This window comes from Paenibacillus sp. YSY-4.3 (assembly GCF_054767475.1).
The window spans coordinates 12,674-25,668 of the sequence record NZ_BAABMC010000004.1; the positions used below are offsets into that span (position 1 = coordinate 12,674).

The 12,995-nt window shown below is 48.1% G+C and carries 12 protein-coding genes; 8 read left to right on the forward strand and 4 right to left on the reverse strand.

Features of this window, described 5'->3' with window-relative positions:
- Window positions 1-212: 212 nt before the first annotated feature.
- From gntK to gnd, 3 genes are all read right to left on the reverse strand, one after another.
- Window positions 213-1,745 (reverse strand): gluconokinase, encoded by a 1,533-nt coding sequence (gene gntK, locus ACYUJT_RS14390; protein ID WP_460323357.1) that lies wholly within the window; start codon window positions 1,743-1,745, stop codon window positions 213-215.
- A 147-nt stretch (window positions 1,746-1,892) separates the two neighbouring features.
- Window positions 1,893-2,567 carry a GntR family transcriptional regulator gene (locus tag ACYUJT_RS14395; RefSeq protein WP_460324175.1) on the reverse strand — a complete coding sequence of 225 codons (675 nt, stop codon included), beginning with the start codon at window positions 2,565-2,567 and terminating at the stop codon, window positions 1,893-1,895.
- Window positions 2,568-2,752: 185 nt separating this feature from the next.
- Window positions 2,753-3,655, reverse strand: coding sequence for a phosphogluconate dehydrogenase (NAD(+)-dependent, decarboxylating) (gnd, locus tag ACYUJT_RS14400; RefSeq protein ID WP_460323359.1), 903 nt, complete (start codon window positions 3,653-3,655; stop codon window positions 2,753-2,755).
- A gap of 341 nt (window positions 3,656-3,996) precedes the next feature.
- On the opposite strand from gnd, the gene rpmH reads away from it, so the two are divergent.
- Window positions 3,997-4,131, forward strand: coding sequence for a 50S ribosomal protein L34 (gene rpmH, locus ACYUJT_RS14405; RefSeq protein ID WP_040735642.1), 135 nt, complete (start codon window positions 3,997-3,999; stop codon window positions 4,129-4,131).
- Here the strand turns inward: rpmH and ACYUJT_RS14410 are convergent.
- Entirely contained in the window at window positions 4,121-4,387 is a 267-nt protein-coding gene (locus ACYUJT_RS14410; protein ID WP_460323362.1) for a hypothetical protein, read from the reverse strand. The two genes, rpmH and ACYUJT_RS14410, sit on opposite strands and share 11 nt — an antisense overlap.
- A gap of 181 nt (window positions 4,388-4,568) precedes the next feature.
- On the opposite strand from ACYUJT_RS14410, the gene rnpA reads away from it, so the two are divergent.
- From rnpA to noc, 7 genes are all read left to right on the forward strand, one after another.
- The gene (gene rnpA, locus ACYUJT_RS14415) at window positions 4,569-4,919 is read left to right on the forward strand and encodes a ribonuclease P protein component (protein ID WP_460323364.1); all 351 of its coding nucleotides are present in this window, start codon (window positions 4,569-4,571) and stop codon (window positions 4,917-4,919) included.
- Window positions 4,920-4,994: 75 nt separating this feature from the next.
- Window positions 4,995-5,870, forward strand: a complete 876-nt coding sequence (locus tag ACYUJT_RS14420) for a YidC/Oxa1 family membrane protein insertase (RefSeq protein WP_460323366.1) — start codon at window positions 4,995-4,997, stop codon at window positions 5,868-5,870.
- A complete protein-coding gene (gene jag, locus ACYUJT_RS14425) occupies window positions 5,867-6,580 on the forward strand; it encodes an RNA-binding cell elongation regulator Jag/EloR (protein ID WP_460323368.1) in 714 nt (237 codons plus the stop codon). The genes ACYUJT_RS14420 and jag overlap by 4 nt, the downstream gene beginning before the upstream one ends.
- A gap of 696 nt (window positions 6,581-7,276) precedes the next feature.
- Window positions 7,277-8,656 (forward strand): tRNA uridine-5-carboxymethylaminomethyl(34) synthesis GTPase MnmE, encoded by a 1,380-nt coding sequence (mnmE, locus tag ACYUJT_RS14430; protein ID WP_460323370.1) that lies wholly within the window; start codon window positions 7,277-7,279, stop codon window positions 8,654-8,656.
- A 125-nt stretch (window positions 8,657-8,781) separates the two neighbouring features.
- Window positions 8,782-10,668 (forward strand): tRNA uridine-5-carboxymethylaminomethyl(34) synthesis enzyme MnmG, encoded by a 1,887-nt coding sequence (gene mnmG / locus ACYUJT_RS14435; RefSeq protein ID WP_460323372.1) that lies wholly within the window; start codon window positions 8,782-8,784, stop codon window positions 10,666-10,668.
- A gap of 4 nt (window positions 10,669-10,672) precedes the next feature.
- On the forward strand, window positions 10,673-11,395 hold the full coding sequence (gene rsmG / locus ACYUJT_RS14440) for a 16S rRNA (guanine(527)-N(7))-methyltransferase RsmG (RefSeq protein ID WP_460323374.1): 723 nt from the start codon (window positions 10,673-10,675) through the stop codon (window positions 11,393-11,395).
- 585 nt (window positions 11,396-11,980) lie between these two features.
- Window positions 11,981-12,799: a nucleoid occlusion protein gene (gene noc, locus ACYUJT_RS14445; protein WP_460323376.1), complete on the forward strand. Its 819-nt coding sequence runs from the start codon at window positions 11,981-11,983 to the stop codon at window positions 12,797-12,799.
- The last annotated feature ends 196 nt before the right edge of the window (window positions 12,800-12,995 follow it).

Consider the following 12,995-nt stretch of genomic DNA (forward strand, 5'->3'; position numbering starts at 1 on the left):
TTATAAATTGTTCAGTATTCGACATAATGGGTGAATTATCGCTAAAAATTATGCACAAGTTGTTAAATAAAAGGTTGGAATTTGTGGAATCAATTTCTCGTAGAGATTTGTGAATAACTCGGGACGGATTTCTGTTGCCTGCGATTATTGGAAAAAAAGAGGGAGTAAGCAGGGTAACCCTGGCTTATTCCCTCTTTTGTCATATTTATTGACTAGATGTTGGAGGTTAGATTTCTTTGAAAACGGGCGATCGCCTCGTAATCCTCCTCCAACTTACGAGAAATTCGGATATAGATTGGAAGTAACTCCTTGTAAACAGCTGCATGATCCTTATTCGGTGCATGCTCGTGTGTGTCACCGATCATTTCTTTGACGACGTCGAAGGAATCGATTTTGCCGAGAGCGAATAAACCGAGAATTACCGCGCCCAGACAGGAGCTTTCGATGCTTTCCGGGATGACGACCTTCTGATCGAAAATATCGGCCATCATTTGCCGCCACAGTGGAGAGCGGGCAAAGCCGCCGGTAGCCTGGATTTTGCGCGGCTGCCCGATTTGTTCCTCCATGGCGAGCAGCACCGTATATAAGTTGTAAATAACGCCTTCCAGTACCGAGCGGATCATATGCTCCTTCTGATGGTTGAGCGTAAGGCCGAAGAAAGAGCCGCGGGCGTTCGGATTCCACAGCGGAGCCCGTTCCCCGGATAGAAAAGGGTGGAATAGCAGCCCATCCGACCCTGGGTTGACTCTTTCGGCAATTTTCGTCAGGACATCGTAAGGACTGATTCCAAGCCGATTGGCCGTTTCGATTTCCGAGGCGGCAAACTGGTCGCGTACCCAGCGGAAAATAACGCCGCCATTATTCACTGGCCCGCCGATGACCCAATGTTTGTCTGTTAGTGCATAACAGAAGATCCGTCCCTTCGGATCGAAGACAGGCTGGTCAACGACGGTCCGGATGGCCCCGCTTGTGCCGATCGTGACTGCCACGACCCCGGGGTCAATCGCGTCGACGCCGAGATTGGATAAGACTCCGTCGCTTGCGCCGACTACAAATGGGGTGGAAGCGGAGAGACCCATCTCCCGCGCATAGGCTTCCGACAGTCCTTGGATCGTATGCGTGGTCGGCACGAGCTCGGAGAGGCGATCCGCTGTAATTCCGGCCAGGTTAAGCGCTTCGGCATCCCAGTCCAACTGGCGTAAATTCATCAGTCCCGTTGCCGAGGCGATGGAATAGTCCACAATATATTGATTGAACAGCTTTTTAAATACATATTCTTTAATAGAAATAAATTTATCGGCTGCATGGAATATTTCCGGCATTTCATGACGAAGCCACATCAGCTTCGTAAGCGGCGACATCGGGTGAATCGGTGTTCCGGTACGCATATAAATATCATGACCGCCAAGCTCGTTCTTCAGCTTGTCGGACCAAGGCTGGCTGCGGTTATCCGCCCAGGTTAGGCAGCGCATGAGCGGTTTTCCGGCTTGATCCACCGGAATGACGCTGTGCATCGCTGAGCTGAACGAGACAAACATGATCCGGTCGGGAGAAATATGACTGTCCGCCATGATTTGTTTGGCGGATTGGACGACAGCCGCGAAAATTTCCTCCGGATCCTGCTCTGCGACGGAAGCGGATGGGGTATAGAGGGGGTACCCCTCGTTGCTGGAAGCGACAATCCGGCCATTTTGCTCGAACAAAACGGCTTTGGTGCTTGTTGTTCCGATATCTATACCTATCATATACAGGGGATGTTCCATAATTATTACCTACCCTCTATTTATAGTTTGTTGTATTACTTATTCAAATCGCTTTGAGGTATACTTGTCGACAATTTGAAACGGAGATCATCGTTATCAGAGGCGATAAAATGAAAATTTAAATAACCGCTATTGAGACAGGCTGGCCTGCAAAGTTCTCCGCGAATCTGCGAAATATTCCTCAATCCCGGATTGAATGAGGGATTTGTTGCGGGTTTGCAAGCTGCTTAACAGCTTCCGGTGCTTGTTGATTACGTATTTCGTTTGTTCTTCACCGCGCGAGAGCACTTCCTCATTCGTGATCAGCATGACCGTAAGGACGATGGGGCGGATGCTTGCCCATAAATGCATGATTCTCGCATGCTTCGATGCCTGAATCATCGTCTCATGGAAGCCGATATCCTGGGAGGTGAACTCTACGTAATCCTGATGCTTTGCCGCCAGTTCCATTCTGTCAATCATTTGCTCCATGCGGAACAGAAGATCTGCGGAATTCGTCAGATCCGGCTGTTGCCAGGCAAAGCTCTCGATCAGGTAACGCACATCATACAGCTCGATGATATCTTTGAGATGAAGGCCTACGACGACAGCACCCATCCGCTGCAAGGCAATGAGTCCTTCGGCGGACAGCGTCCTCAGCGCTTCGCGCACCGGGGAGCGGCTCGTTCCGAAATCGGAAGCTATACGGTTCTCGGATAACACTTCGCCACTTTTGATTTGGCCCCGGATAATTTGCAGGCGAAGTTGGCTGGCGATGGATTCGCCCAGCGAGTTTCCTTTTAACCAGGCAGCTGGATATTTCATCATACTTATAACCCCTTATCTTAAAGAGAAATTTCCATATTAAGCGTTCTTACAGCTTAATCATAGCATGGTTTTCACTTAGCGGGTAAGTAGTGAACGGGCGGCTGGTTCCACAGGTGAAGGCATTGAGCCAACGATAAAATGGGCTTATGAACTGCAATGTTACGACGGCGGCTATATGCTTATTACTTGCCGATGGGCACAACTGCATGTCCACCAAACTCATTGCGAAGCGCGGCTACTACTTTTCCGTGGAATGCATCTTGATCAAGGGAACGGTAGCGCATAAACAGGGACAGGGCGATGACCGGGGCGCTTGCCTGTAAGTCCAATGCGGTTTCGACCGTCCATTTGCCCTCGCCGGAAGAGTGCATGATGCCGCGGATATTTTCAAGTTTAGGATCCTTAGCGAATGCTTGCTCAGTAAGCTCCATCAGCCAGCTACGAATGACCGAACCGTTCGACCAGACTTTGGCGACTTGTTCGTAATCGAACTCGAAATCGCTTTTGTCCAGAATCTCGAAGCCTTCGGCAATCGCCTGCATCATCCCGTATTCGATCCCGTTATGCACCATTTTAAGAAAATGGCCGCTGCCGGCTTTTCCGGCGTACAGATAGCCATTGTTAACGGCAATATCTTTAAATATCGGTTCAATTTTGCGAAAAATCTCCTCGTCGCCGCCGACCATGAAGCAAGCCCCGTGCTCGGCGCCTTCCACACCGCCCGATGTACCGACGTCGAAGAAATGAATTCCGTGCTGCGACAGTCTGTCGGCGAGCTTTACGGAATTTTTATAATGAGAGTTTCCTCCATCGATGAGGATATCTCCTGGATTTAGCAGGGGAGTCAATGCACTGATGGTGGATTCCAGGGGATCGCCAGCGGGAACCATAACCCAAATGATGCGTGGAGTCTGAAGCGAAGCGACCAATTCCTCTAACGTAGAAGCGGGAATTGCTCCGCTATCCGTTGCCTTGCCGAGCGCCTGTTTATTTACATCGTAGGCCACGACCTCATGTTGATGGCGCAGCAGATTAAGCACCAGATTATAACCCATTTTGCCAAGACCAATCATGCCAATTTTCATTGTTATACTGCTCCTTTTCTCAATTGGTATACTTGTATACAACTTGAATTTGATTATACTTCTGCATCTGTGCTCTGTAAACATTATTTCGAAATAGTTTTCCACATGTGCATAACTATTATTCGGTCGAATCAAGAAATGAACTTGTGGACAAAGAATACTCATTTTTTTGCTTGGGGATTGTGTATAATTTAAAATCCGGTTCAGAAAAAGAGGATAAAAAAGAAATGCCGGGCCCGGTTGACTTTCTTCAAGGTTTTGTGGTTAAATGAAAAAAGGCATTTTCTGTGGATAATGAAAATGGTGAATATAGAAGTTAGTCCTGTAAGGGGGTGCGATAAATGAAACCGACTTTCAAACCGAATGTGAGCAAACGTAAAAAGGTTCATGGTTTCCGTAAGAGAATGAGCACGAAAAATGGCCGTAAAGTTTTGGCTGCTCGTCGTCAAAAAGGCAGAAAAGTCCTCAGTGCGTAATGACAGCGTAAAGACCACTACGGTGGTCTTTTTTTAAAATTTGTATGCGCTGAATTGCTGAAGAGATTATATGGTGAAATATATTGCTGGTTAAGGCTCCCTGCAGTGAACGTTCCGCTTTTTCGTTTCCGTCCTTCGGTTGTGGTACCGCATGATATTTGCCGGAAGTGATTTCGAAGCGCTCTTGTTGCTGCGGGGTTATTTTTGTTGCTTCTGTTGTTGCAATGGCCGGGCTGGGATTTTCCTCGGTATCCATTCGTATAGCGATGAACGTTATGATTTTCACGTAAGCAGGAGTTAGGAATATGGTTTATTTATGGAACGGGACACCTATTTCAAAATGAGGTTTACCGTTTTTGGTGTTGGTTTATAATACAAAGAAAGTGAAGCCCTGCATCGTCCTGAGGAGACGCGGGGTTCGAAGCAAGGAGATTGTCGTGCATAAGAAGCTACGATTAAGGAACCGGGCTGATTTCAGCCGAGTGTACCGGTTTGGGAAGTCTTTTGCGAACCGCCAGCTTGTTGTCTATTGGTCGAACAAACCGGATATTGAACGATTTCGGCTTGGCGTCTCGGCCAGTAAGAAGATCGGGAATGCAGTCGTCCGCAATCGGATGCGCCGGTTGATTAAAGAAATCGTTAGGCTGCATGAATCAAAGATTAGGGATCATGTGGACATTATTTTCATCGTGCGGAAAGGCGCTGTCGGAATGGAGTATCAGGAACTGGAGAAAAGCGTGCTTCATGCTCTGCGTAAAGCCTCGTTGCTCAAGCCTTTCAGACCGTAGGGATGCTTGTTTATTTGTCCTTTTAAATATGTTATGATTTACGATGAATGGATAGGTTAAGAGAGGGGTTTTGAAGTGTCGCGTTTTAAGAAGAACAGAAGCAAATGGCTTCTCCTCATTTTAGCGATCGGTCTGGTTGTCGTGCTTGCCGGTTGCGGACAAGTTGCGAATAATGCTACGACAACTGAAAATATGCGTAACAGCGGTTCTTGGTGGACGGCGAATGTCGTTTATTACTTCTCGCTTGCTTTGGATACGTTTGCGGATTGGTTTGGCGGGGAATACGGGTTCGCGATTCTCGTTCTTACCATTATTGTACGTACGCTGATTTTGCCGCTGACGCTCAAACAGGTCAAGAGCTCGAAAGCGATGCAAGCCATTCAGCCTGAATTGACGAAGATTAAGGAAAAGTATAAAGATAATCCAGAATTGCAGCAGCAAGAGACGATGAAGCTGTTTCAGGAGCATAAAGTCAATCCGATGGCCGGCTGTTTCCCTTTATTGATTCAAATGCCGGTATTCATTGCGCTGTATAATTCGATTTACAATAACTCGGCGATTTCCACACATTCATTCTTGTGGTTGCAGCTCGGGGAACCGGATAAATTGTTTATTTTGCCTGTCATTGCTGCATTAACGACATATATCCAAACGAAAATGATGTCGAGTATGAATCCGTCGGGCATGCAAGGACCGATGCAGTTCATGATGTTGGTCTACCCTGTGCTGATTTTCATCATGGCTTACAACTTCCCTGCGGCACTCCCTCTGTACTGGGTATACAGTAACCTATATACGATTGCGCAAAACTATTTCATTTATCGCAAGAAAGACCCTGTCGTTGCTGCAGCAGATAATGGTGGCGGCGGAACGAAGTCGAAAAAGGGCGGTTCCAATTTGAAAGCCGGTCATCCCGGCAAAGGAGCCAAGGAGGCCAAAAAGTCGAAATGAATAAAATTGTGACGTCGGGAAAAACCGTTGAAGATGCTGTAAAACAAGGATTGGCCAAGCTCGGCACTACCGAGGATAAAGTCGCCGTGAATGTGTTGGAGCAGCCGTCAAAAGGATTCCTGGGACTGATCGGTGTCAAGGAAGCCAAGGTAGAATTGACCTTGCTGGAGGAGACCGTTTCAGAACCGCTTCAAGGAAGCCGTTCGAGCCATACTGTTCCTGTAGCTGCTCTAGAGGATGAGGTTAGCGATGAACGGGATCCTTACGAGGAGGCGGCGTCATTTGTTCGAGACGTCGGCGAAAATATGGGTCTTCAGGTAACTGTCGAAATTGAGCACAAGAAGGATAATACCATATTGAACATTTCCGGCAGTGAATTGGGTTTACTGATCGGGCGGAGAGGACAAACCCTCGATGCCCTGCAATATTTGGCGAATATTATCGCTAACCGTTATTCCGATAGCTTCATTCGTATCGTGCTTGATGCGGAGAATTTCCGGGAACGCCGGAGAAAGACGCTCGAGGATTTGGCCGTCAGGCTTGCTGGCCGGGTGGTTCGCACCCGGAAGGAACTAGCGCTTGAACCGATGTCGCCGCAAGAGCGCAAAGTGATTCATTCCAAACTTCAGGACCATTCGGAGGTTAAGACTTACAGTAAAGGTGAGGAGCCTAACCGGCGTGTGGTGATCGCCCTGAAGCAGAGCAAATGAATGGGGACGCAATGACGTTGTTTCGGCAAATGTCATTGCGTCTTGTTTTTGTCTCATCCCACCCAAACCCTCCCTTACCGTAAGGGAGGGCCCCCAGGGCTTGCAGCCCTCGGGACTCCCGCTAACTGGAGTAACGTGGGAGTTACAGAGGCGCTCCTGCCCGCTGTCCCCTCGGGGATGCGCGCTACTTTTGGTGCGAGGCACGCTTTTCCCCCTTCGGGTACGTCTTACTTTTGGATCTCCCGGGCAACCTGGAAACACGCTGCAGACACTACTGCTGTCGACGCACCTGAGTTGGCGATGGTGGAGGGATTCGCTTTCGCCCTAACGGGCACGCTCTACTTGAGGCGCTCCAGCGGGCGTGGGAGTGGGGTTGGTGGTGTGTGTGGGCAGTGCGTGCAAGAAGTCGCTATCCATTCGGGATGCGCTTGGGTTTGTGCGGGAATTATAGTGTTTGAATGTGGTAGGTGAAAAGAGTAGCAGAGCAGGCCGTTTGAATTCGGAGAAGCGGTAGCGGTCGCCTTTGTCGGCGGATTATAACCTCTTACGAATTTATCAGATCATCATAATCTGGCGACAACAGCGATCGAAGGATCAAACGGAATGCGGCGCGGCTAATGTTTTCACCACGGGTTTTAGCTCGAGCCTATTTAAGGCAAGCAAAATTTATTTTATAAATCATGAGGTGAATGAACCATGTTGAGCGACACAATTGCCGCCATATCGACGGCAGTGGGTGAAAGTGGGATTGCGGTAATCCGGGTTAGCGGTCCGGAGGCGATTGCTGAAGTGGGAGCATTGTTTCGCTCCAAGAAGCCGCTGACTGAGGTTGAAAGCCATACCGTTCATTATGGCTTTATTATTAATCCCAAGACGCAGGAGAAGCTGGAAGAGGTGCTGGTCTCGGTGTTCAGGGCGCCTCGCTCGTTCACGACGGAGGATGTTGTGGAGATCAGCACACATGGCGGGATTATTTCCGTAAAGCGTGTGATGGACTTGCTTTTGCTGCAGCCGAATATCCGCCTAGCCGAGCCGGGAGAGTTCACGAAACGGGCGTTCTTGAATGGGCGGATTGACTTGTCGCAGGCGGAGGCGGTAATCGACTTGATCCGCTCGAAGTCGGATCGGGCGTTTTCGGTTGCTCTTAAACAAGTGGAAGGCGATCTGTCGCGGAAGATTACGGCGCTGCGCCATACATTGGTAGAGACGCTGGCGCATATTGAGGTTAATATCGATTATCCGGAACATGATGTGGAGTCGATGACAACGCAGTTTATTAAGACGAAATGCGCGGAAGTGACGGAGGGCATCGATCAGTTGCTGAAGACGGCCAACCAGGGAAAAATTTTACGGGAAGGCATTACGACAGCAATTGTCGGACGGCCCAATGTAGGTAAATCATCTCTGCTGAATGCATTGGCGAGAGAGAATAAGGCGATCGTGACCGATATTCCGGGGACTACCCGGGACGTGATTGAGGAGTACGTGACGATTAACAATATTCCGCTAAAGCTGCTGGATACGGCAGGCATCCGTGAAACGATTGACGTTGTTGAGCAAATTGGGGTGGAGCGTTCGCGGGCTGCGGTGCATGAAGCGGATTTGATTCTGCTTGTGCTGAACAACGCTGAGCTGCTGCACGAGGACGAGATTCATCTGATGGAGCAGCTTAGAGGAAGGCAGACGATCGTGTTAATTAACAAAATCGATTTGCCTTCGCAGTTGAACAGAGAGGTAGTAAGCCGTTACTTCCCGGAGGAAGCGATCGTAGAGTTGTCTGTGAAGACGGAGGAGGGCCTCAGTCATCTAGAGGATGCGATTTCCAAGCTGTTTTTTGGCGGCAAGCTGGAGTCGGGGGATTTGACCTACGTGAGCAATGTGCGCCATATTGCGCTGCTGAACAAGGCGAAGCAATCGCTCGCGGATGCTTACGAGGCAGCCGATACCGGCATCCCGATTGATATTCTGCAAATCGATGTGCGGCTGGCCTGGGAGCAGTTGGGCGAGGTGATCGGCGATGCTGCACCGGATGCGCTGATTGATCAGATTTTCTCCCAATTTTGTCTCGGAAAATAAGATCACGTACGTATGGACGGCGTTCATTCATGGTATGATGAAAAAGAACGTTTTAAGTAGTTAAATTTTTAATGAATATGACGTTTCTCTACTATATAATTATGGATTTCAAAGGGGGTTTTAGGATGGGATTTGAGGCAGCAGAATACGACGTTATCGTCGTTGGTGCTGGACATGCCGGCAGTGAATCTGCCTTGGCCGCAGCACGTATGGGCTGTAGAACATTGCTGGTGACGATTAACCTGGATATGGTGGCATTCATGCCATGCAACCCTTCCATCGGTGGGCCGGCCAAAGGCCACGTTGTAAGAGAAGTGGATGCAATCGGCGGGGAAATGGGCCGTAATATCGATAAAACATTCATCCAAATGCGGATGCTGAATACGGGAAAAGGTCCCGCTGTTCACGCGCTTCGCGCGCAGGCGGACAAGGTGCTGTACCAGCATACGATGAAAGAGACGTTGGAGAAGCAGGATAACTTGACGCTGCGCCAAGGCATGGTTGAGGATTTAATCGTGGAGGATGGCAAATGCATGGGCGTCATCACCCTATCTGGTGCGAGATACCGCAGCAAGGCGGTCGTATTGACGACGGGAACTTACTTGCGCGGTAAAATCATCATGGGTGAACTGGCTTATGAGAGCGGGCCGAACAATCAGCAGCCAGCAGTAACGTTGTCTCATAGTTTGAAGAAGCTAGGCTTCGAGCTGGTTCGCTTCAAGACGGGAACGCCGCCGCGCGTTCATCGCGATTCGATTGATTTTTCGCAGACGGAAATTCAGCCGGGGGATGACAATCCTAAGTTTTTCTCGTATGAAACGAAAAGCTCGGATAATGAGCAAATGCCATGCTGGCTGACTTATACTTCGCCTGAGACGCATGAAATCATCAATGCCAATTTGCATCGCGCGCCAATGTTCTCAGGGATTATTGAAGGAACGGGAGCCCGGTATTGTCCGTCCATCGAGGACAAAATCGTTCGATTTGCCGATAAGCCGCAGCATCAGGTATTTCTTGAGCCGGAAGGCAAAAATACAGCGGAGTATTATGTTCAAGGTCTGTCAACGAGTATGCCGGAAGAAGTACAGGAGCAAATCGTCCGCTCGGTTCCAGGGCTGCAGAACGCCAAAATCATGCGAAATGGCTATGCCATCGAATACGATGTCATCGTTCCGACGCAGCTGTGGCCGACGATGGAGACGAAGCAGCTCCCAGGCCTGTTTACAGCAGGACAAATTAACGGGACATCAGGTTATGAAGAGGCCTCAGCTCAGGGGGTAATGGCGGGAATCAACGCCGCTCGCAAGGTCCAGGGCAAGGAAGGCATCGTGCTGGATCGCTCCCAAGGTTACATCGGGGTGCTGATTGACGACTTGGTGACTAAAGGCACCAATGAGCCGTATCGTCTGCTTACCTCGCGTGCAGAATACCGTCTCCTGCTTCGCCACGATAATGCGGACTTGAGATTGACTCAAATCGGCTATGATATCGGCCTGATCTCACCGGAGCGCTATGAGGCATTCCTTGACAAGAAGGAGAAGGTAGAGCAAGAAGTAGAGCGTCTACGGACGACCAAAGTACGCCCTGCAGATATCAATCCTCTATTGGAATCGATCGGTTCGGCACCGATTCAGGATGGCAGCAATTTGCTGGCGATTTTGCGTCGTCCGGAGGTGACCTATGAGCTGATCCATCAATTCTCTCCTTCCGAGGTCGACTTGGATGAGGAGATGAGGGAGCAGGCTGAGATTCAAGTGAAGTATGCCGGATACATCGAGAAACAGCTGCTTCATGTCGAAAAATTGAAAAAAATGGAAAAGAAGAAACTCCCTGAAAACATCAAGTATGAGGATATTCAAGGTTTGGCCATCGAAGCGCGCCAAAAGCTGGCTAAGATTCGTCCGCTTTCCATCGGGCAAGCCTCACGAATTTCCGGAGTATCGCCAGCCGACATTTCCATTTTGCTCGTCTATTTGGAACATTATAATCGGGTTACCGCTGCAGGAGGATAAGTGATTGGATCAAGTACAGTCTGAATTTCAATCCATGCTCCGCGATCATGGGATCGAGGTGAATGCGGAGCAGTTGACCCAGTTTGAAACATATTTTAAGGAATTGGTCTCCTGGAATGAAAAAATGAATCTAACGGGGATTACTGAACGTGAACAGGTATACGTGAAGCATTTTTACGATTCGATATCCTTGGCATTTCATGTGGATATGAAGGATATTCAATCTTTGGCGGACATCGGCTCTGGAGCGGGATTTCCAGGTATTCCTCTGAAGATATGCTTCCCTCATTTGAGGCTGACCATCGTCGACTCGTTGAATAAGCGAATTCAGTTTTTGCAAAATATCGTAGATCAGCTTTCGCTGGACGGTGTGGAGCTGATCCATGGCCGGGCCGAGGATATTGCACGTAAGCCGCAATACCGCGATCAATTCGATTTAGTTACGGCTCGCGCTGTTGCGCGGATGGCTGTATTAAATGAGTTCTGCCTTCCATTCGTTAAAGTTGGCGGCCTTTTTGCGGCCATGAAAGGGAGCGATCCTCGAGAAGAGGTGGAAGAAGCAGCGCGAAGCATGAAAGTGCTTAATGGCAAGCTTTTTGGTAATCACCACTTCACCTTGCCGATGGAAGACTCTGACCGCCATATTATTATTGTCAAGAAAACTGCCGCTACGCCAAAGGCGTATCCTCGAAAAGCAGGCACACCTTTAAAATCACCGATTGTTTAATATATTCGACCATTTTATCTAGTAAAATTGATCCTTCCAGCATATTGTTCCACGTGAAACAATACATGCTGGGGGATCTTTTAATCATGTCAGGAAGACTGAAAAAAATGCTGAATAAGAGAATAGGATTATAGAGAAAAAAGTGGTAGAATAGATATATCGATCATCATTTGCCCGATGTAGTTGAATTCTACGATCAAGCATCATTCTGTACATTTATTATGGAATGAATTTTTTGAGAATGTTGCTCGGGAATTCATCTTGAAATACAACCAGCTATGAGATGATTCACCTCGAAGGTATACATAGGTGATCGATTTTCTCGGTGGGACTATTTCAAGAAGAAAATTACCGCTACTTGCGGTTCTGTCTTCTTAGAGAGTACGTCAATAGACGTTTTTCTCCGTTTACTGTGCAGCTTTCCCTTTATTTTAGATTATAGAATTAAATGCTTATCAGCTATGCTGAACTCTCTATGATCAAAAGGAACACAATCGCTATTTGCGGTTTGTCTTCTTAAGCAAGGAAATGCAGCCCATAAGGTTATGCCTTATGACACTATCAAATTAGGTGGTAATTTACGGAATGAAAGAACAATTTTCGAAATTGTTTGGTTTTACCGAACGAAGCACCGGGGATGAAGTGAAACAAATTCCAGTTGGTGAAATCGTAAGTAGTCCATACCAACCCCGAACTATTTTTGACGATGAGAAAATCGAAGAGCTGTGCCAAACGATCAAGACGCATGGGGTTATTCAACCTATCGTAGTTCGTTATCGAAATGATAAATACGAACTGATCGCAGGGGAGAGACGCTGGCGCGCAGTCATGAAGTTAGGCTACGAGACGATCCCAGCTATTTTGCGGGACTTCAATGACTCTCAAGCCGCTTCAATTGCTTTGATTGAGAATCTGCAGCGGGAAGGGCTTACTTCAATCGAAGAAGCTCTGGCCTATCAGAACTTGATTGATCTGCATCAGCTAACCCAAGAGAGCTTGGCTCAACGGCTGGGGAAAAGTCAATCGACGATTGCCAACAAAATTAGGCTGCTTCAATTGCCGGAACAAGTAAAGGTTGCGCTTATGGAACGCAAAGTTACGGAGCGCCACGCACGAGCGTTGCTGTCCCTCGATACCGAGGAACTACAATTAAAAGTTCTGGATGAAATCATCAGCAAAGAATTGAATGTGAAACAGACCGAAGCCCGGATAGCCTTTTATAAAGAGGTTGCCAAGAATAAGAAGTCGCCAAGACGAATTTCGTTCTCGAAGGATGTCCGGCTGGCTCTGAATACGATCCGCCAATCGATTGATATGGTATCTGGATCGGGAATGCAGATCAAGACTTCGGAGAAAGACCATGAAGATCACTATGAAATCGTGATTCAAATTCCTAAAAGATGATGTGTGATGCTCGCTGACCATAACCGCGAGGTTAAGAGGTCAGCTTCTTTTTCGGCAAAATGGCTTGAGTCTTCTAAGGTCATTTCCATCTAACCGAACACGCAGCTAGCGGGAATGATCATTCATGCAGAGTGTGCATGAATAGGATGACTTTGTTGTCTTTTTGTAGCTTCAGCTTAGTTGTAACTGCCTAGAA

What these genes read in the sequence shown, in the direction of transcription:
- gntK (WP_460323357.1), bottom strand. Translation starts at nt 1,745, where the DNA reads ATGATAGGTATAGATATCGGAACAACAAGCACCAAAGCCGTTTTGTTC.
- rpmH (WP_040735642.1), top strand. Translation starts at nt 3,997, where the DNA reads ATGAAACCGACTTTCAAACCGAATGTGAGCAAACGTAAAAAGGTTCAT.
- ACYUJT_RS14410 (WP_460323362.1), bottom strand. Translation starts at nt 4,387, where the DNA reads ATGGATACCGAGGAAAATCCCAGCCCGGCCATTGCAACAACAGAAGCA.
- jag (WP_460323368.1), top strand. Translation starts at nt 5,867, where the DNA reads ATGAATAAAATTGTGACGTCGGGAAAAACCGTTGAAGATGCTGTAAAA.
- gnd (WP_460323359.1), bottom strand. Translation starts at nt 3,655, where the DNA reads ATGAAAATTGGCATGATTGGTCTTGGCAAAATGGGTTATAATCTGGTG.
- noc (WP_460323376.1), top strand. Translation starts at nt 11,981, where the DNA reads ATGAAAGAACAATTTTCGAAATTGTTTGGTTTTACCGAACGAAGCACC.
- ACYUJT_RS14395 (WP_460324175.1), bottom strand. Translation starts at nt 2,567, where the DNA reads ATGAAATATCCAGCTGCCTGGTTAAAAGGAAACTCGCTGGGCGAATCC.
- mnmG (WP_460323372.1), top strand. Translation starts at nt 8,782, where the DNA reads ATGGGATTTGAGGCAGCAGAATACGACGTTATCGTCGTTGGTGCTGGA.
- mnmE (WP_460323370.1), top strand. Translation starts at nt 7,277, where the DNA reads ATGTTGAGCGACACAATTGCCGCCATATCGACGGCAGTGGGTGAAAGT.